General features: G+C 38.3%; 13 protein-coding genes and 5 tRNA genes. 6 read left to right on the forward strand and 12 right to left on the reverse strand.

The window, feature by feature from the left end; translation table 11 throughout:
- The first annotated feature begins 490 nt into the window (after window positions 1-490).
- Window positions 491-1,528: a family 8 glycosyl hydrolase gene (locus MT391_RS15080; protein ID WP_499498809.1), complete on the forward strand. Its 1,038-nt coding sequence runs from the start codon at window positions 491-493 to the stop codon at window positions 1,526-1,528.
- A gap of 1,319 nt (window positions 1,529-2,847) precedes the next feature.
- On the forward strand, window positions 2,848-3,648 hold the full coding sequence (locus tag MT391_RS15085) for an alpha/beta fold hydrolase (RefSeq protein ID WP_499498811.1): 801 nt from the start codon (window positions 2,848-2,850) through the stop codon (window positions 3,646-3,648).
- Window positions 3,649-4,051: 403 nt separating this feature from the next.
- On the opposite strand, the gene MT391_RS15090 is transcribed toward MT391_RS15085, so the two are convergent.
- From MT391_RS15090 to MT391_RS15120, 7 genes are all read right to left on the reverse strand, one after another.
- On the reverse strand, window positions 4,052-4,702 hold the full coding sequence (locus tag MT391_RS15090) for a PEP-CTERM sorting domain-containing protein (protein ID WP_499498813.1): 651 nt from the start codon (window positions 4,700-4,702) through the stop codon (window positions 4,052-4,054).
- Window positions 4,703-5,368: 666 nt separating this feature from the next.
- Window positions 5,369-6,610, reverse strand: a complete 1,242-nt coding sequence (locus MT391_RS15095; protein WP_499498815.1) for an nSTAND1 domain-containing NTPase — start codon at window positions 6,608-6,610, stop codon at window positions 5,369-5,371.
- Window positions 6,611-7,367: 757 nt separating this feature from the next.
- Window positions 7,368-7,452 (reverse strand) — tRNA-Leu (locus MT391_RS15100).
- A 6-nt stretch (window positions 7,453-7,458) separates the two neighbouring features.
- A tRNA-Gln gene (locus MT391_RS15105) sits at window positions 7,459-7,533 on the reverse strand.
- 83 nt (window positions 7,534-7,616) lie between these two features.
- Window positions 7,617-7,691: transfer RNA gene (locus MT391_RS15110), tRNA-Gln, on the reverse strand.
- Between the two features lie 95 nt (window positions 7,692-7,786).
- Window positions 7,787-7,871 (reverse strand) — tRNA-Leu (locus MT391_RS15115).
- A gap of 10 nt (window positions 7,872-7,881) precedes the next feature.
- Window positions 7,882-7,958: transfer RNA gene (locus tag MT391_RS15120), tRNA-Met, on the reverse strand.
- A gap of 245 nt (window positions 7,959-8,203) precedes the next feature.
- Between MT391_RS15120 and sbcD the strand changes: the two genes are divergently transcribed.
- The 4 genes from sbcD (at window position 8,204) to MT391_RS15140 (ending at window position 15,133) form a co-directional block, all read left to right on the forward strand.
- Window positions 8,204-9,412, forward strand: a complete 1,209-nt coding sequence (gene sbcD / locus MT391_RS15125; RefSeq protein WP_499498816.1) for an exonuclease subunit SbcD — start codon at window positions 8,204-8,206, stop codon at window positions 9,410-9,412.
- On the forward strand, window positions 9,409-13,128 hold the full coding sequence (locus MT391_RS15130; RefSeq protein ID WP_499498818.1) for an AAA family ATPase: 3,720 nt from the start codon (window positions 9,409-9,411) through the stop codon (window positions 13,126-13,128). Before sbcD ends, MT391_RS15130 begins: the two co-directional genes overlap by 4 nt.
- Before the next feature lie 162 nt (window positions 13,129-13,290).
- On the forward strand, window positions 13,291-14,076 hold the full coding sequence (locus tag MT391_RS15135) for a DeoR/GlpR family DNA-binding transcription regulator (protein ID WP_240923655.1): 786 nt from the start codon (window positions 13,291-13,293) through the stop codon (window positions 14,074-14,076).
- Window positions 14,077-14,254: 178 nt separating this feature from the next.
- Window positions 14,255-15,133 (forward strand): GGDEF domain-containing response regulator, encoded by an 879-nt coding sequence (locus MT391_RS15140; RefSeq protein WP_166372171.1) that lies wholly within the window; start codon window positions 14,255-14,257, stop codon window positions 15,131-15,133.
- 147 nt (window positions 15,134-15,280) lie between these two features.
- On the opposite strand, the gene ychF is transcribed toward MT391_RS15140, so the two are convergent.
- The 5 genes from ychF to ispE all read right to left on the reverse strand — a co-directional run bounded on the left by ychF (window position 15,281) and on the right by ispE (window position 19,760).
- Window positions 15,281-16,372 (reverse strand): redox-regulated ATPase YchF, encoded by a 1,092-nt coding sequence (ychF, locus tag MT391_RS15145; protein WP_166372172.1) that lies wholly within the window; start codon window positions 16,370-16,372, stop codon window positions 15,281-15,283.
- Between the two features lie 23 nt (window positions 16,373-16,395).
- Complete coding sequence (gene pth, locus MT391_RS15150; protein ID WP_028866982.1) at window positions 16,396-16,986, reverse strand: aminoacyl-tRNA hydrolase; 591 nt, start codon at window positions 16,984-16,986, stop codon at window positions 16,396-16,398.
- Between the two features lie 2 nt (window positions 16,987-16,988).
- Entirely contained in the window at window positions 16,989-17,615 is a 627-nt protein-coding gene (locus MT391_RS15155; RefSeq protein ID WP_166372173.1) for a 50S ribosomal protein L25/general stress protein Ctc, read from the reverse strand.
- A 258-nt stretch (window positions 17,616-17,873) separates the two neighbouring features.
- Window positions 17,874-18,821 (reverse strand): ribose-phosphate pyrophosphokinase, encoded by a 948-nt coding sequence (locus MT391_RS15160; RefSeq protein WP_299668834.1) that lies wholly within the window; start codon window positions 18,819-18,821, stop codon window positions 17,874-17,876.
- 81 nt (window positions 18,822-18,902) lie between these two features.
- Window positions 18,903-19,760 (reverse strand): 4-(cytidine 5'-diphospho)-2-C-methyl-D-erythritol kinase, encoded by an 858-nt coding sequence (gene ispE / locus MT391_RS15165; RefSeq protein ID WP_499498821.1) that lies wholly within the window; start codon window positions 19,758-19,760, stop codon window positions 18,903-18,905.
- Window positions 19,761-19,769: the final 9 nt, after the last annotated feature.

A 19,769-nucleotide genomic window follows, 5' to 3' on the forward strand; every position in this document is an offset into this window, starting at 1 on the left:
CAGGGTGGAGAAGGTAAGATCAAAATAATTATTTTCTAGGTTTTTCCTTCGTGCTCTTCGTGAAGCGCAGCGCTTCGTGGTTGCTTGAGTTTTTAAAGTCAAAAGCGGGTTAACCACGAAGGCATGCAGGGTGGAGAAGGTAAGATAAAAATAATTATTTTCTAGGTTTTTCCTTCGTGCTCTTCGTGAAGCGCAGCGCTTCGTGGTTGCTTATTTTTTTAAAATCAAAGGCGATTTAACCACGAAGGCACGGAGGATGAAGAAGGTAAGATAAAAATAATTATTTTCTAGATTTTTCCTTCGTGCTCTTCGTGAAGCGTAGCGCTTCGTGGTTGCTTGAGTTTTTAAAGTCAAAAGCGTGTTAACCGCCAAGACTCGAAGGGTGGGGAAGGTTTTTATTATGGGTGCTTTTTATTATGTTCAGCTTTATCATGGCGACTTGTTTTTCTATACCGCATTATCTTAAAAAAGCCTAAGGAACCCTCGGAAAATGAAGAAAACTATATTCATCGCAATAATTGTGTCGTTGATTGCAATATCATTTTTACCAAAATTTCTTTCTTTTGAGCGAACGCCATTTCAAAAAAATTGGATTACTTACAAACAACAATTCATCGAGTCCGGACGAGTGCTTGATGGTGAGATCAATAATATATCAAGCAGCGAAGGGCAGGGTTTTGCATTATTGTTTGCCGTATTTTCTAATGATAGAGATCAGTTTCAAGAGATGTGGGCATGGACACAAAAAAATATGCAGCGCGAAGATCACTTATTCCGCCAACAATATACGGCTACCGAAAAAGGGCTGTGTGATAATCAATGTATCTCTGCTCAAAGCAATGCAAGCAATGGCGATATCATTATTGCGTGGGCTTTATTAGCGGCAGAAAATAAATGGGATCGTCAAATTTATCTTGTTGAAGGGTTGCGAGTGTTAGATGCTATTAAAACTAAACTTATTCGTCAAAAATTCGGTTATCAGCTGATCTTACCAAGTGAAACAGATTTTGAATTACCCGCTGACAGCATTCAGCTCAATTTATCCTACTGGGTATTCCCCGCTTTAAATCTATTTACTGAAGTAACAGGCGATCCTATTTGGGCTGAAGTCTATAAATCAGGAACATCACTGTTGGAAAAAGCTCGCTTTGGTGGTTGGAACTTACCTGCAGATTGGATGATTCTGTCAGAGAACAAAGCAAGCTTACAAGGTGCTATCTCTGCTGAATATGGAGATAATGCGAGTCGATTACCGCTTTATCTAATGTTAGCGCAAGATTATCAAGCACAATTAATGACTCCATTTATGAATTTTTGGGCTAAGAATCCTTTACCTGCGTCGATGAACTTACTAACAGGCCAAGCTTCATTGCAAACGGCTAATAGTGGAATACAGGCGATTAAAACCCTCACAGAAGCCAGAATGAATAATACAGAAGCTAAACCATTGCCAGAGATAACAGCAGAAACAGACTATGACTCTGCGACCTTAATTTTATTATCACAGCTTCCAATTGTGAAAAAGTAACGTTGTTGGGTTTTGCACTTTTAAAATCACAAGCTGATTAACTAGGAAGGTTTGAAGGTTGAGAAAGATAAAGTCAAAAGCCCTTTAACCAGAAAGGTGCGAAGGGTAAGAAGGTTAGGTCATAACAATAACTTTACATATTTTTAAAGTTTTTACTTTGTGTTCTTCGTGAAGCTTAGCGCTTCGTGGTTGCTTGATTTTTAAAGTCAAAAGCTGTTTAACCACGAAGGCACGAAGAGGGGGGAAGGTAAGGTCAAAATAGTTATTTTTTGCACCTTAAGGTTTTTACTTCGTGTTCTTCGTGAAGCGCAGCGCTTCGTGGTTGCTTGAGTTTTTATAGTCAAAGGCGATTTAACCACGAAGGGCGAGGAAGGTTAAGTACTTAACTTCAGCGACTTTAAGTCGTTATTAGTAAGGTATAAATGTTGATTAAAGTTTGTGGGTGTTGCCCTGCACGTTACCTGCTACTTTTACCATCGCTTTTAAAATAAAAAATCAGACTAACTAAGAATACTCGAAGAGTAAAATGTCAGATATTCCCCATCCTTTGTAATAAACGCCAATAACCCCATCGAGCAGTTCAATAGTGCCTATCCTACTTTTAGTATTGTCAAAATAATTGTTTCTGAAGGTAAATAATAGTAGCGCTGCAATTTATTCTAGAGGATCTGCTCTTATTAGGTAAAAGTAAGTTCAGATCATATAGGCATTGAGATAAAAGTATTAATGATAAACCTCACACTTATTGAAAATACATATCGCGTTAATTATGTTGTAAGCATTTCGTTTGGTTTTTTATTGTGATCTTTGTCCTTTTTTAAAAATATAAATAGTAATTTTATATTTAAAATAGAAATGCTTTAAAAAGTAAGTTTAAACTTTAACTAATTTTTTTTGTTCTTTAATTGTCTATTTTTTGTGTGGGAGTTACTGTTTATTTATCAGTGACATTAAAAAATAATTTTAAATTTTAAGATTTATTATGAGGATTTAAAAAGTTGACACTTTGAAATTTCAAAGGTAATTTTATTTAACGTGTTAATTAGTTTGTGAGTTTTTATATTAAATTCTTAATCAAATAAACCTTACTTAATACTAGTTTAAGATACTTTTTCAGGTTGGGTATAGGCTAGCTAAGTTCCAGAAGTTAGGTTAATAGTTGTTCTATTTAATTAATTTTTATAAGTTGGTAAAACGGTTATCCCTGATTCTGGTTGTTAATCAGAAACGCTGTTATTTGGTTAGACTAGAGCGTAGGAAGCACAATCAATTCAATTTTAGAAAAAATGTAAATTTTTAAATATGGAAATAAAGGTACTATGTTCTTAGAGAATGCGGGTAAAAAATTATATTATGACGATATAGGAGTGGAACAAAGTGGAGAGCCGACTCTCTTATTTGTGCACGGTTGGATGGCTAGTAGTTCTGTGTGGCGAGAGCAGGTATCCCATTTTTCAAAGAATAGGCGAGTAGTTACTTTTGATCTTACTGGGTTTGGTCAATCAGCTAAACCGAATGATATAACTTACACTCCAGATATTTGGCTAGATGATATCGACCTGCTTATTGAACATCTAAATATAAAGAAACCTATTTTAATTGGTTGGTCTATGGGAGGTGCTATTGGCATTAGCTATGCAGTAAGCAGACCAGAGGCTTTATCGAAGATGGTGCTGGTTGGAAGTACCGCGCTTCTCGTTGCTCCTCCAGAAGATTTTGAACCTGCTATACCACCAGAAAGCGCTGAATATCTTCTTACCGCTCTACATAATGATTTCAGTGTTGGTTCAAGAGGCTTTGTTGAAATGATGTTTCCAGAAATAAATAGCGAACAATTAAAAAATGAAATACATGCTATTTCACAGCAAACGACTGTTTCTATTGCATTGGAAAGTATAGGTAATATTGGTTCTACAGATTTAAGGCCTATGCTCAATCAAATTCAGGTTCCTACTCTCATCTTGCAAGGAGAAGATGATGCTGTTTGTTCTTTAGGTGCGGGATTGTATTTGGCTGAAATGATTCCTAACACGCAGTTCGATATTTTTTTAGGAAAAGGACATGCTCCCTTTTTGACTGATGCTCAAGCATTCAATCATCGTTTGACTGCTTTTTTATGAGCGAAGAAGGTTAAGCATTTAACTTCATGCGATGTTGAGTCGTTATTAGCAAAGTATAAAAGTAGCTTAAAGTTTGTGAATGCAGCACTTTAATGCCAGATAAAAATAATTATCTTTGCATTTTTTAAGTCTTTACTTCGTATTCTTCGTGAAGCGTAGCGTTTTGCGGTCGCTTGATTTTTAAAGTCAAAAGCGGTTTAACCACGAAGGCAGGAAGAGGGGGGAAGGTAAGGTCAAAATAGTTATTTTTGCACCTTAAGGTTTTTACTTCGTGTTCTTCGTGAAGCGTAGCGCTTCGTGGTTGCTTTAATTTTTAAAGTCAAAGCAACAACAAAGGGTGAGGAAGGTTAAGTACTTAACTTCATACGACGTTAAGTCGTTATTAGTAAAGTATAAATATTGATTAAAGTTTGTCAGTTTTCAGCACTTTTGCTTTACGACGACTGAAGCCAAGGCTAGCTAAGCCGAGGCCTAGTAATATAAATGAGCCGGGCTCAGGAACACTCGTCGCTTTACCGAAAGTGAATGCATGCCAATATTCCCCAGGATTAGTGTCGAAAGTCATCGTTGTGACTGGTGCATCGAATAGTAACGTGCCGTGAAATTCCTGCATTGCCAGAGTATCGTTGGCACCAAGCACACCATTGGTTACATCATTACCCCAGTATCCGCGACCTTCACTGTCAATTGTGAAAGACTGATCGAAATCGTAAGTGACAGTATAGTTAGGCTGACCAACACTCAGTAATGCCATGTACAGATTATTAATCGCAGATCCGAAAGTTACAGTAATACTGTTAGCTGTGTTTAGTCCAATTTGCTCACTTGCTGTTGGGGCATTATCAATTGTGCCTCCAGTATAGGCTAGGTCAGTAACATCTGGCTCCGTCCAGAAATTGGTACCGGTACCTGTTTGAGATAAACCATTTAAAGCTGCAGTGCCGGTTACCGTGACGGCAATGCCATCTATCGTACCTGTGGCAGTATTTCCACTAACGTTTGTCCAATCAGTCCAGGCTACCGGAACTGCTAAGGCAGAAGAACTAGCAGCCAATATAGTCCCTGTTACCAAAATCCCTTGTATAATTTTTTTCATTTTAATCTCCCTATTAATTCGTGAAATTTTAATAAACTTCACCTTTGTGAGACTAAACACAATGCATATTATGATCCAGTGACTATAATTTCATATTTATTATATGCTTATCATTAACCTTGGCTGTGGGAATAGTAATAATTGTAAATAATATCGACAGCAATCTGTATGTTTGAAATTGCAAAAAGATTTAAATAGATCATAACGAGATTTTAGTGAAAATATTGTTCAATTTTATACATTTCAGTATTTAAACAAGGGGTAGCTTATTGTGATTTTGTGCGAAGACTATTTTAAAAAATTAGCCTACAGGTTTCAGGCCGCCAAAAAAACACAGATAAATAATCAGTAAAAATGAACCATGTAATAAAACATAACTTGGATTCAGTGAACGTTTATCTATTTCCTGTGTCTGTGTTTTTATAAAAAGTACCAGCAAAGGACCTTGTCGTAGTTCGAAAACCAAAGGGATCAATATAGCGATCAGTAATGAGCTTTTAGCCAGACAAGGTTTGATTTTATTAAAGGATTTGTGGATTAAGATTCACTATTCATCATAAGATGAAGCGCCCTGTGCGGAGCCGCATACAGGGTGCTGGAGGTTAGATGCCCCCGGCTACCCGATTAAATTTCGTTATCATCTGAATTTAGTGCCATTTTCAAAAAACTCGGCATTCGTGGATCTGTAAATTGAAAACACCCTCTAGCAGGTTTATGCAAAATTGTTTTTTTATCACCTTTAGTCAATAAGGTTAACCGTCTGCTTAGTGCTTGTGGTTCAATTTTAATACCAAACTTGGAAAGCAGCTTTTCTCTTAATTCCACACTTCGAAATTCAGGCGTTTTACAGTACGCAGCAGTTAACAAAAGAAACTTATACTCATTTGGCTTATTTAAAACTCTTAATGTAGTTTCTAACATTCTCTGGAGAGCACCTTCAGAATCTTTTACAGCATCACTTAAAGCAACTACAAGTGTTTCTTTAGTTATGTGTCGCTCATTATTTGCAATCGCATGCTCGCCACATTTGAGGCTAACTAAATGAGTAAAATGGGGATAACCAGCACTAATATCGACGATTTTATTTACAACATAATCATCTGGTATTAAATTCAATTTTTTCATTCCATTTAAGATAATCTTCTTAAGATCATCATTACACATTCTTTGAAGTGATACTTCTTTAAGGCACCTTTCAACAGATGGATGCCCTGCAGTTAACTCTTCTCCAGTTGCCGCTATACCTACAACAACTAGTTTAAATTCTGAATTGCTGTCACTTAACAATTTAATAAGTTCAGCTATTTTCTTCTTATCATCATCGGATTGTATAGAGTCCGCCTCGTCAATCAAAAAAACACCTGACATGTTTTTTAACTGACTAGCAACCCAAGAAGGCGAGTCCGGTTTGAAAATGGCTGAAGTAGTCGTTTTTATTTCTCGTTTTGATGAAATATCAACTTTTGCAACTCCGAAATTGATACCTGCTCCACCTCCCTCATTATGTGTTTGAGTTTTTTCTTTAATAGAAAAATCAACCCCAGAGGCCTCTAATGGTTCCTCAAAAATAGATGCAAAAGTATCTCTCGAATCACAGCTTTTTTCAAAAAAAAGGCCTCTTTGTAATTTGTGTAAAAGTATTTTACAAGTAGTTTTCGCCAGTGAAGTTTTACCGACACCTCTATCGCCATAAACTAAAATATGCTGTCCAGGAGAGTTGATAACACTAACAAGTCTTGTAGCCTCTTCTTCTCGACCAAAAAAATGTTCGATTTCATCAACAGGAATGTGAGGAGTAAAAACCTTTCTAATTTCGCTTTTAATTATTTTGAATTCCCGTTCTAGTCCAAACTCACCGTTTGCCACTGACTTCCCCTTTAGAAATTTAACAGCGTAACTAAGTAGATTCATCCGTATTTTGTCTGTTATACAGAATCATCTAATTTATTTAAATTTGATGAACAATACCTTCCTTTCCAAATAAATCAACTTGTTAAAGTCGTAACTAAAACTTTAATCATGTGAATAGATAAAATAGTTCCGTATTAACAACAGCAATATGGAATGTATTAGTTTTGATTTTGAATAGGGGGAAACCTTGCATTTTGAGCATTTAAGTAACAGACAATAGCTTACCCTATGGTCTGTTAAAGCATTACTTGTATTTTCTTCGTGTCCTTCGTGCAGCGTAGCGGCTTCGTGGTTGCTTAATATCTTTTAAAATCAAAAGCCGTTTAACCACGAAGGCACGAGGGGTTAAGAAGGTTAGGTCAAAAGCGCTTTAATCACGAAGTTGAAAAAATTTAGTTACCTTAATAGCTGAACCTAATTTTGGTGCGTCTCCTCAAATTTTAGGCATAAAAAAACCAGCTAATAAGCTGGTTAATTTATTTCTTAACTGGTGTGGTTAAGAATGGTGCGGAATGAAGAGACTTGAGCTCTCAGACCTTACGCATTCTTTGGGAGTAGCTGAACCTAAATCTAGCGCGTCTACCAGTTTACCGCTTTCGTAAATGTGGTTAGGATAAGGGAGTTTAAGTGAAGTTATGCAAACTCAAATTTCAGACATAAAAAAACCAGCAATCAGCTGGTTAATTTATTTCTTAACTGGTGTGGTTAAGAATGGTGCGGAAGGAGAGACTTGAACTCTCACACCTTACGATACTAGAACCTAAATCTAGCGCGTCTACCAATTCCGCCACTTCCGCAAAATTTGGCTGGGATAAGAGGATTTGAACCTCTGAATGCCGAGATCAAAACCCGGTGCCTTACCGCTTGGCGATATCCCAGTTGTAAATTTTAGAGAGTTTATTCTCTTTCAAGTTTAGCCTTCTTCAAGGATTCCAATCCGTTAAAAACGAATTAGAGAATGTGGCTGGGATAAGAGGATTTGAACCTCTGAATGCCGAGATCAAAACCCGGTGCCTTACCGCTTGGCGATATCCCAATTACTATTTTTAAGAGTTTAATCTCTTGGCTTGCGCCGAATTGTTTTTTTAAAGAGTTGAACTTCTCTGATTGGATTCTTTATTGAATAAAGAATGGTGCGGAAGGAGAGACTTGAACTCTCACACCTTACGATACTAGAACCTAAATCTAGCGCGTCTACCAATTCCGCCACTTCCGCGTAAAGTAAATGGTGGCTACACCGGGATTTGAACCTGGGACCCCATCATTATGAGTGATGTGCTCTAACCAGCTGAGCTATGTAGCCATTTTTTACTTTAATCTTAACAACCGCTGCAGAACAGTACGTCGTTTCGATGGGGCGCATTATGCGGATATCAGTGAACCTCGTCAACTATTTTTTAATAAAAAAAACGTTTTTTTGTTTTTTTGCTTAATTGCTAATCAAGTTGTTTTTATTTTGTGCAAACATAATCAAAAACAACGCTGAATAGAGTTTTATATGGCTGAAAAAGATAAACTGGCTCTCATTTAATTCAAGAAAAGTGAAACATGAAAATATTACACACCTCAGATTGGCACCTTGGCCAGTATTTTATGATGAAAACGCGTGAAAAAGAACATCAGCAATTTTTATCCTGGTTAATTGAAACAGTGAATGACCAAAAGGTAGATGCTGTGATTGTCGCGGGTGATATTTTCGATAGTGCTTCGCCTGCTTCTTATGCGCGTAAGTTGTATGCAGACTTTGTGGTGCAATTACAGCAGAGTTATTGTTCACAGTTAGTGATTGTTTCAGGTAACCATGACAGCGTTGCGGTGTTAAATGAAAGTAAATCTTTATTAAACGCGTTAAATGTCGCTGTGCTTGCTGGTTTAAGTGAAAATTTAAACGACCATATAATTGAAATAAGTAACAGTAAAGGTGAGAAAGGGTTGGTTTGTGCTTTACCTTTTTTACGCGCAACGGATGTGATGAGTGGCGAGCATGGTTTATCTGCCAAACAAAAGCAGATGAATCTTCAACAGGGTATCGCACAAACCTATGAAGACATTTATCAGTTAGCAAAACAAAAACAAACTGAGCAACATCAACTAGTAATGGCAACTGGTCATTTAACCGCTGTCGGGTGTTCCGTTACTGAGTCTGTTCGCGATATTTATATCGGTACCTTAACGGCTTTTCCATCAACCTTATTTCCTGCCTTTGATTATATTGCGCTTGGTCATCTTCATCGTTCTCAAATGGTGCAAAAAAATAATACGGTTCGTTATTCAGGTTCACCTATCCCTTTAAGTTTTGATGAAAGTAAGCACCAAAAACAAGTGGTTATTATTGAAGCTGATGGGGAAGAGTTAACAGTTAATGAATATCCAATTCCTTGTTTTCAGCCATTGATTGTGATCACGGGGGATTTAAAGCAAGTAAGTGAGCAATTAACGGCGCTAGTTAATGAGTCAAAGGATGATGAAATTTGGGCTGAAGTGAAATTAAAGCAAGCTTATGTGGAAATAGATTTACAGTCGGTATTGAATGAAATTGTGGTTGATAGTGGTATTGAGATTTTAAAAGTGAGTAGTCCGCAGGTGAATGAGTCCAGCCAATGGAGTGAACAGCAAGGGGTGACGCTTGAAACGTTAACACCTACGCAGTTATTTGAATACCGGTTAAGCAGCGAAGATCATCTCAGCGACGTTCAGCAAGAACAATTAACCTTGTTATACAAACAAGTGTTAGCGGATGTGGAGGCGCAATCATGAGAATTTGTAGCTTACGCTTTAAAAACTTAAATTCATTAAAGGGCCATTGGAAAATAGATTTTCAATCGCAAGCTTTTGTCGATAATGGGTTATTTGTTATTACTGGGCAAACGGGCGCGGGTAAAAGTACTATTTTAGATGCGCTATGTTTGGCTTTATACCAACAAACTCCGCGCTTAGATAAAATAACGCACAGTAAAAATGAGCTAATGACTCGTGGCACAGGGGATTGTGAAGCAGAGGTTGAGTTTGCCGTTAAAGGTAAAAAGTATCGTGTTTTTTGGGGGCAAAGCCGAGCTAGAAAAAGTGCTTTAGGTAAGTTACAACCTCCCTTTGCTGAGTTAGCCGATGACAACGGAAAAATTATTGCTAGTAAAGTCAGTGACGTTTTAAAGCAAGTAGTAGAAATAACTGGATTAGATTTCTCTCGTTTCACAAAGTCTATGTTGTTAGCACAAGGTGGATTTGCTGCTTTTTTAAATGCACCGGCCAAGGAGCGTGGCGAATTATTAGAAGAGTTAACGGGCACAGAAATTTACGCGCAAATCTCAAGGCAAGTTTTTGAGCAAAATAAAATCGTGCAAGCAGAGTTGAAAGTGTTAAGTGCCCAGTCTCAAGTATTGACCTTGCTCGGTGAAGAAGAGATTACCCAGTTACAGGAAAATATTGAATTATTAGAGACTAAAAAATCAGAGAATGATAAATCCGTTAAAGCATTAGAGTTGGCTATTCGTTGGCACCAAATGGCGCAGTCATTAGCCGATGAGTTAACCGTGCAACAACTACAATTCGATTCTGCGCAAACAGCGGTGAATGATTTTGAAGTAGATAAAGCGCGTTTGCAGTTAGCTGAAAAAGCACAACGTTTAAAACAAAGCTTTGAATATTTGCAGGCAGTGACTGAAAAATGCCTGCAGTTACAAAGTACGCTCACTACTAGACAGCAACAAGCGGATCAATTAGCAGAAGAAATAAAGTTACAAGCGCTTAAGGTTTCTGACCTTTCTGAAGTAAAAGAGAAGGTTTTTACAAGTAGTGAAAAACAGCTCTCTGAGATTAATAAGTCGTTGATCCCGCTGGATCTGAGCATTAAATCAACGCAGCAAAGCTTAGTAGACAAAAAGCATGACGCTACATTATTGGCTAAGCAGATAGACGAAAAGCAAAGCGCATTGCTAGCAGAACAATCGAGTTTAAGCGGTAAGCAGAAAACATTAACAGCTCTGGAGTTGAAAAATGCTGCACAGCCAGCGCTTGAGCAGTTACAGAAGAACTTGCCTTTAGTTGAGCATCAGATAAGTGATTTCATCAAGCATCAACACAATCAATTAACGCTTAACAATAAAGATAAAAAATTAGCTGAGCATTTAACTACGCAGCAGAACCTGCACTCTGAAGAGCAAAAAAAAGGCGCTTTATTAGTACAACAGCAGTCACAAGCGGAGCAGTTGGTTAACGATAAAAAACAACAGATTGAACAATTATTCTTAGCGCATCAGTTAACTGATTCAAGCCAACTTAATAGTGCTATTAATCAGTTATACAATGAACAACAGACTGTTTCTTTGCAAATTCAACTAGCAGAAAAAATTCAGTTGAATGATGACGCTAATGCAAAGAAAACGCAGGCGGTTAACCTATTAAAGTCGCAACACCAGCAAACGGCGATGACGTTACAGGGCTTAAAAGATAAAGGATTAATCCTTAAGCAGAATGTTGCTGATTTAAAGCGTTTGCTTAAACAGGAACAAATTATCTTAAGCTTGGCGGGCTTACAGCAACAAGTTCAACCTGATCAAGCTTGTCCTTTATGCGGATCATTAGATCATCCCGCGCTAGAAAACTATCAACCTGTGGATGATGGTAATACTGAAAGGCGTTTGCAAAATAAAGAAGAAGAGTTAATTACTGCACGTAGTGATTACGCGGGAATACAATCAGATTATAAAGCGCAACAAGTGCAACTTTCTAATTTAACTAATGAATTAGAGGAACTGACCACAGCGAAACAAGCTTTATTAGCAGAGTGGCAAACTGGCTATCAGCAACCTTACCTTGAGCAAAGTTTAAATCAATTACGTGAGCAATTGCCGGAGCTAAAACAAAAGCTAGAGAAACTTAGCGATGTGCAAACTTCGTTACAACAATTTAATGAACAATTACAAAAAGCACAGAATGAAGCGCAGCAGTTACAGCAACAGCTAAGTGCGCAGCAGCAAAAGCTCAACAGTTGTGAGCAAAACATCGCCAGTGCAAAAGCTGATATTAATGCCAATGCACATCTATTAGCACAAGAGGATGAGTTATTAGCGGCGCAAAAACAAAGTATCACTGCCTTATTGAGCGAAGAAGAGGCGAAACAATTATTTGCCGCACCGCAAACTTGGTTAACCACGCAACAACAAAAAATCAATGAATTTGAACAGGATAAACAACAGGTAAAAACCTTATCTGAAGAGATACAGCAACTTAATCAAAGTGTGTTGTTAAAGGAGCAAGCGTTAAATCAAATTAAAGCGACTTCAAGTGAATTAAGTGCTGCGTTGACCTTGATTGATGAGCAGTTATCAAAAGATAAACAACAACGTCTTGAGCAGTTTGGTGATAAACCACAGCAAGTATTAGTGGATGAAATCAAGCAAGCGCAAGTTGCTGCGGAACTACAGCGCGATCAGGCGTTGTCTGTGCAACAAACATTATTGAACAAGCAAAATGAATCATCTGGTCAGCTATCATCGCTTAACACGCAACTTGAAGAACAACAGTTAGAAAAGGAACGTCAACAAACGCTGTTTGCTGAAAAACTTGCAGCCAGTGATTTTGATGACCAAAAAGCGTTGCAGAGTGCGATGTTAACAGAATTAGAAATCAATCAGCTACAGACATTACAAGCGACACTCAATGAACAGCTAATAAGTGATAGAAGTAAATTAGCCGCTTTAACTGAGCGCCATCAAGCGCATCTTAAACAGCAAGTGAGTAAAGACTCGCTCACTGAATTAGAGTTAAAACTCGCGACTTATATGCAGCAAAATGAAGAGATTAATCAGCAATGGTTAACGGATAAAGCAACGCTCAGTAACGATAAAGTGAATCAACATAAGCAAGCTGGCATTATTGCGGAGCAACAAAAACGTAAGGAACATGCGGAATATTGGCAACTCTTAAATACGATGATCGGTGCTGCAGATGGCAATAAATATCGAGAGTTTGTGCAGGGGCTAACTTTAGATAACCTAGTGCAATTAGCTAATCAAGAGATGGGAAATTTACACCAGCGTTATCAATTAAAGCGTAATCAAGAAGACAAATTAGCGTTACAAGTAGTGGATTTATGGCAAGCAAATACAGTGCGAGATGTGAAAACATTGTCGGGAGGTGAAAGCTTTTTAGTAAGCTTAGGGTTAGCGCTAGCATTATCAAACTTGGTGAGCCATAAAACACAGATAGAATCGTTATTTTTAGATGAAGGGTTTGGCACCCTTGATGGAAACACCTTAGAAGTTGCTTTAGAGGCGCTTGAAAGACTTAATGCCTCTGGAAAGTTGATTGGTATTATTTCCCATGTGGATGCATTAAAAGAGCGTATTAATCATCAAATACACGTGACCAAAGGTGCGTCAGCCGGATTTAGTCAATTAGCCCCTGAATATCATTTTATTGGTAGTACTGCTTCCGCAGATTCAAATGCTGCGGATGATTCAGTTGGTACGTAAAAGGTGCAGGACATCCGTTAGATAAAAGGTTGTAGGCATAAACTAAAGATCTAACGGTGATGCGCCAATACAAACAAAGTGCGCTTTAACGGTTTAAGCAGGTATTTTCGCGCACAACACACTGAATAATTAATAGATATTACGGCATAATCAAGTAAGATCATGAAAAAAACCGCAGGGGATAATATGTTACAACAACAAAGGCACAGCAAAATTCTTGAATTATTAAGTCAATTGGGCCGTGTTTATGCAACTGAATTGAGCCTGCAATTAGGTGTGTCTGAAGATACGGTACGCCGAGATTTAAAGTTATTAGATGAACTTAAGCAATTACGTCGTGTGCATGGTGGCGCTTTGCCTTTGCAGCATGAAAGCCAAGAGTATCGCCAACGACATGAAGAAATCGACCCCTTAAAGCAACGTGTTGCACTAGCTGCTATTCCGTTAATTAAAGAGGGGCAAACGATTCTGATTGATTCGGGAAGTACTTGCCTACAACTTGCAATGAATTTACCGACGCATTTTAATTTTACCGTGGTTACGCCAAGTCCGCTGGTGGCCACTAAGCTTATCCACCATAATAATATCGAGTTGATTTTGTTAGGTGGAAAAATATTCAAACCTTCAGTGATGGCGCTTGGTGCAACTACTAATGCTATGTTAAGAAAGATTCATTTTGATTGTAGTTTTTTAGGGGTGTGTGCGTTACATCCAAGCCAAGGGTTAAGCATTAATCATATTGATGAAGCGGAAACATTATCCACTATTATTGAGCAATCAGAGCAAGTGGTGACTTTAGCGTCCTATTTGAAATTAGGTAAAATGGCGACGCATAAAGTTTGTGATGCGCACAAAATTGATTGCCTAGTAACAGATTCAAGCTCAGACCCTAAGCTATTAGCCTTATTTTCAGAGCAGGGGATTGATATTAAAATTTGCGCTGATTAACCTCGATGAGTTGCAAACAATACCAAGTTAGCTACGCTATACAGGCTAATAAACTGCAATATTAGCCAATGAAATATGAGTCACTGGAATATTAGGTAAATAGAATAAAGTCAAAATGCTATATTTTTAAGCGAATAATAGTAAACAGCATTCGAAACATAGGGAAGTTTAGAAAGTTATGTCTAAAAATGAATCGGTGTTGATTGTTGATGATTCACATGTCACCTTAAAAATATTAGCCTCATGTCTAAAAGATTTGCATCAAGTTAAAATTGCGACTAATGGTGCAGCATGTTTGCAAATAGCTCAAATACATCCTCAACCTGATCTTATTTTATTAGATGTCACTATGCCGGATATGGATGGTTATGAAGTCTGCGAGCAGCTTAAGAAAAACCCCCTGACTGCTGCGATCCCTGTGATCTTTCTTACTGGTTTAGACGCAGAGAAAGATGAGGAAAGAGGTTTATTAATTGGCGCCGTTGATTACATTACTAAACCGGTTCGACCTGCAATTGTGGTCGCTCGTGTTAAAACACATTTAACGCTTAAATTGCAACGAGATAAGCTCAACCAAATGGCTTTTCATGATCAATTAACTGGATTATATAATCGTCATTATTTAATGGATATTGCAGAAAGAGAGGTGTTGACTGCAAAACGTCATCACTTTGCACTTTGGGTCTTAATGATAGATATTGATCATTTTAAAAAGATCAATGATACCCATGGCCATGCAGTGGGTGACGTTGTTTTACAAGCAGTAGCAGAAACATTAGCGCAGGATTGTAGCGATCAAGATTTGATTGCTCGCTCCGGTGGTGAAGAGTTTGTGATCCTATTTGATCCCTGTGAAGATGAAGAGGCATTTAATAAAGCCGTGGGTTTATTGGATGCGATTGAATCACTTAACCCGCACAATATTAATGTCACTATCAGTATCGGTATGGCAAAAATATCAGAGCAAGATGAAAATTTTGGACGCTTTTTAAAACGTGCCGATGATGCTTTATATGAGGCGAAAAAGAATGGTAGAAACAGGTTAGAAATTGCTTAATTTAGGTTTTTCTTAGCTTATCGTTTTTAACTGTGCAGGGAAAAAAGAAAAAAGAAAAAAGAAAAAAGAAAAAAGAAAAAAGCTAAAAAGTAAAAACAAAAAAGGCAACCGAAGTTGCCTTTTGATATTTAGTAAGCAGATTAGCCTTTAAACATTAAAGCGGAAGTGAATCACATCGCCGTCTTTAGTGACGTAAGATTTACCTTCTAAACGCCATTTACCTGCTTCTTTTGCGCCGGCTTCGCCTTTAAATTCAACAAAGTCATCAAAACTAATAATTTCAGCGCGGATGAAACCACGTTCAAAATCAGTATGAATTTTACCAGCTGCTTGCGGTGCAGTTGCGCCAACAGGCACTGTCCAAGCACGTACTTCTTTAACACCAGCTGTGAAGTAAGTTTGTAGGTGTAATAGCTCGTAACCGCTGTAGATAACTCGATTAAGACCTGGTTCGCTTTGACCAATACCTTCTAAAAACTCAGCTTTGTCTTCATCATCTAATTCTGCAATTTCAGATTCAATCGCAGCACAAACAGGTACAACTACCGCGCCTTCTTTCTCTGCAATTTCACGTACTTTGTCTAAGAATGGGTTATCTTCAAAACCATCTTCAGCAACGTTAGCAATGTACATAGTCGGTTTAAGCGTTAAAAAGCTTAGGTAGTCTATTGCTGCACGTTCTTCTTTTTCAAGTTCTAAACCACGAACCATACCGTCAGCTTCTAAATGTGCTTTGATACGTTCTAGAATAGGTAATTCGAATTTAGCGTCTTTATCGCCGCCTTTGGCTTTTTTACCTAAGCGTAAAATAGCGCGGTCACAACTTTCTAAGTCGGCTAGTGCTAATTCAGTGTTGATGATGTCAATATCTTCCTGTGGGTCTATTTTACCCGCAACATGAACGATATTGTCATCTTGGAAACAACGCACAACGTGTCCGATAGCATCTGTTTCACGAATGTTTGCTAGGAATTTATTACCAAGACCTTCACCTTTTGATGCGCCTTCAACTAAACCGGCGATATCAACAAATTCCATGGTCGTTGGTAAAACTTTCTGCGGATTTACAATCGCAGCCAGTTGATCTAAACGTGGATCAGGTACAGGAACGATGCCAGTATTTGGCTCGATTGTACAAAAAGGAAAGTTAGCCGCTTCAATGCCTGCTTTTGTTAATGCATTAAAAAGGGTCGATTTACCAACATTGGGTAAACCAACGATACCACATTTAAAACCCATGATTTTATCCTATTAATTAACTGTTATTGTGCTTTGAAACTATGTAAGCGATTCATCGCTTTTTCTATGCCGTCAACACCTAAAATGTGTGTGCAACGGGCAGCTTCATCGATACTTTGCTCGATCAAATTCTGTTCAGTACTTGTTGCTTTACCAAGTACATAACCGCTAACACGACTTTTATCGCCCGGATGGCCGATGCCGATACGTAAACGGTAGAAATTTTTATTATTGCCTAACTTGGAAATGATATCTCGCAAGCCATTATGCCCACCATGACCGCCACCCAGTTTAAACTTTGCTACTCCTGGGGAAATGTCTAACTCGTCATGGGCTACTAAAATCTCTTCTGGTTTAATTTGGTAGAATTTTGCCATTGCGATAACAGCTTTACCACTAAGATTCATAAAGGTAGTTGGAACTAATAAACGAATGTCGTTACCCGCAAACTGAATACGACCGGTAAGACCAAAAAACTTTGCTTCAGGTTTTAGCTGAATGTTTTCTTGTGAGGCGAGTTGTTGTATGTACCATTGTCCGGCATTGTGTCGAGTATTTGCATATTCGGGGCCTGGATTAGCCAGGCCCACAAGCAATTTAATCGTAGTTGACACGATTACTCAGCAGCGTCAGCTGCTTCTGTTGCTTCTTCTTCTTCGCCTTCAGCAGCTACTTTCTTAGCTGTGATAGCTAGTACTGGTAAATCATGCTCTTCGCCTTTAGCAAGCTCAGCAGACTCAACACCTTTAGGTAATGTGATATCAGAGATGTGAACTGTTCCACCAATTTCAACATTTGCGATATCAACTTCGATGAACGCAGGTAAATCAGCTGGTAAACAAGTTACTTCTAACTCATTTGCTAAGTGAGCAATAACGCCACCATTTTTAACAGCTGTAGCAGTTTCTTCGTTTAAGAAGTGCAGCGGTACAGTTGTTTGTAATTTATGTGTTGCATCAACACGTAAAAGATCTAAATGTTGGATACGCTCTTTGAAAGAGTGACGTTGAATAGCTTTAAGCAATACTTGCTCAGAAACACCATCAATTTCTAAGTTCAATACTGAAGAGTAAAATGCTTCAATAGATTCAACTTTCATTAATTCTTTGTGTTCGAAAGTCAGAGATACAGGATCTTTTCCTGAACCGTATACAACACCAGGTGTTTGGTTTGTGTGACGTAGGCGGCGGCTCGCACCTTTCCCTAAATCTGTACGGCTTGTTGCTACTAATGTAATTGACATGGTAAAACTCCATTGTTGAAAAAACAAAATGTCTTTTCAAATTAAAATAGATTATCGTTTGCGACCAGCGATAACCGCCTTTTTCCCCGTTAGGGTGTATAAAAAAGGCGCGCCATAGTAACTCAGTAAACGCTTTTGTACAAATTAAATGCATAAAAAAAGCGCTTATTTATAACAAATAAGCGCTTCTCAAAATAGAACACAAAGAGAGGGTAACTATCTCGTTGTTTCCTTAGTTATAAAAGTAAAATATGAAACCTAGTAATGGAACATCGCAGAAATTGATTCTTCGTTGCTCACGCGGCGAATAGCTTCAGCTAACATTCCGCTTAAAGTCAGTTGCTTAACTTTACCAGTCGCAAGGATTTCATCTGTTAATGGGATAGAATCCGTTACGATAAACTCATCAATTACAGAGTTTTTGATGTTATCAACAGCAGAACCAGAGAATACAGCGTGAGTAGCATAAGCATAAACAGATAGTGCGCCACGTTCTTTTAGTGCAGCAGCTGCTTGACATAATGTACCACCGGTATCGATCATGTCATCAACGATAATACAGTTACGGCCTTCAACATCACCAATCAAATGCATAACTTGAGCAACATTTGCTTTAGGGCGACGTTTGTCAATGATTGCTAGATCAGCATCATCTAATAGTTTAGCGTGTGCACGAGCACGAACTACACCACCGATATCTGGAGAAACAATCATTGGGTTTTCTAGTTTTTTCTCTAACATATCTTCTAATAGCACTGAGCTGCCAAATACGTTATCAACAGGTACATCGAAGAAACCTTGAATTTGTTCAGCATGTAAATCAACAGTCATTACACGGTCAACGCCAACATTTGAAAGGAAGTCAGCAACTACTTTAGCAGTAATTGGAACACGGCTTGAACGAACACGGCGATCTTGGCGAGCGTAACCAAAGTATGGGATTACAGCTGTAATACGACCAGCTGATGCGCGACGAAGTGCATCGATCATTACAATCAATTCCATTAAGTTGTCGTTCGTTGGTGCACAAGTAGATTGCACGATGAAAATATCATCACCACGAACATTCTCATTAATTTGCACGTGAATTTCGCCATCACTAAAACGACCTACGTCTGCGCTTCCTAATTTGATGAAAAGACGATCTGCTATTTTCTGAGCTAGATCGGGTGTTGCGTTACCTGCAAATAGTTTCATGTTTGGCACTTTGAGGACCTCTTTCATCCTGTTGATTTAGTCAATGACGCAATGTCATTAACAAGTGTAATTAGTTGAAATTTCAACTAATTAGTCTGATTTTTTTGTAGATAATAATTCACGTAGAGGTGAAGTATTTAAGCCTTCCGCGGTGAAGCAATTCAACCATTTTGGCGTTTGTTGTGCTAATAACTCAGCTTCATTAGCATGGTCAAATGTGCTAAACACACATGCCCCTGTCCCAGTCATTTGAGTCGGGGCGTATTCTAGCAACCAGTCGATGGTATTAGCAACCACCGGATAGTGTTTTTTGACGCAAGGCTCGCAATCATTTGTCCATTTATTGCTCATAAGTTGCTCATGTTGAAGCTTTTTTGTATCCCTTTTTAAATATGGATTTTTAAATACTTCAGGGGTAGATATGTGACAATCTGGTACCGCTACTAAATAATGAGCTTGTTTCGGCTGAACGGAATGCAAAATTTCGCCCACGCCTTCTGCAATTGCAGCTTTTCCATGAATAAAAATAGGTACATCTGCGCCCAATGATTTACCTAGCTCAGCTAAGGTCTGTTCACTTAACTCTAAATCCCAATGGTAATTGAGTGCGACTAATGTTGTCGCTGCATCTGATGAACCGCCGCCTAAGCCACCACCCATCGGGAGGTTTTTCTCTAAATCAATATGTGCACCCAATGAGCAACCTGTATGTTGTTTTAATAACACCGCAGCTTTATAGATAAGGTTACTTTCCAGTGGCACACCTTCAATAGCAGGACTGATGCTAATGTTGCCACTGTTATTCGCAGTTATGGTGAGGTGATCACAGCGATCAATAAACTGAAACAAGGTTTGTAATTCGTGGTAACCATCGGCACGTTGTCCGGTGATATATAAAAAAAGATTTAATTTCGCAGGTGCAGGCCAGCGAATAGATTCAGTTTGCATAATAAACTC

The sequence above is a fragment of the Vibrio sp. 1-Bac 57 genome, assembly GCF_037546855.1.
Taxonomy (GTDB): domain Bacteria; phylum Pseudomonadota; class Gammaproteobacteria; order Enterobacterales; family Psychromonadaceae; genus Psychromonas.

Excerpts from the sequence above, each read along its gene's own strand:
- MT391_RS15080 (WP_499498809.1), top strand. The coding sequence starts at position 491 with ATGAAGAAAACTATATTCATCGCAATAATTGTGTCGTTGATTGCAATA.
- MT391_RS15085 (WP_499498811.1), top strand. The coding sequence starts at position 2,848 with ATGTTCTTAGAGAATGCGGGTAAAAAATTATATTATGACGATATAGGA.
- sbcD (WP_499498816.1), top strand. The coding sequence starts at position 8,204 with ATGAAAATATTACACACCTCAGATTGGCACCTTGGCCAGTATTTTATG.
- MT391_RS15130 (WP_499498818.1), top strand. The coding sequence starts at position 9,409 with ATGAGAATTTGTAGCTTACGCTTTAAAAACTTAAATTCATTAAAGGGC.
- MT391_RS15135 (WP_240923655.1), top strand. The coding sequence starts at position 13,291 with ATGAAAAAAACCGCAGGGGATAATATGTTACAACAACAAAGGCACAGC.
- MT391_RS15140 (WP_166372171.1), top strand. The coding sequence starts at position 14,255 with ATGTCTAAAAATGAATCGGTGTTGATTGTTGATGATTCACATGTCACC.
- ychF (WP_166372172.1), bottom strand. The coding sequence starts at position 16,372 with ATGGGTTTTAAATGTGGTATCGTTGGTTTACCCAATGTTGGTAAATCG.
- MT391_RS15155 (WP_166372173.1), bottom strand. The coding sequence starts at position 17,615 with ATGTCAATTACATTAGTAGCAACAAGCCGTACAGATTTAGGGAAAGGT.
- ispE (WP_499498821.1), bottom strand. The coding sequence starts at position 19,760 with ATGCAAACTGAATCTATTCGCTGGCCTGCACCTGCGAAATTAAATCTT.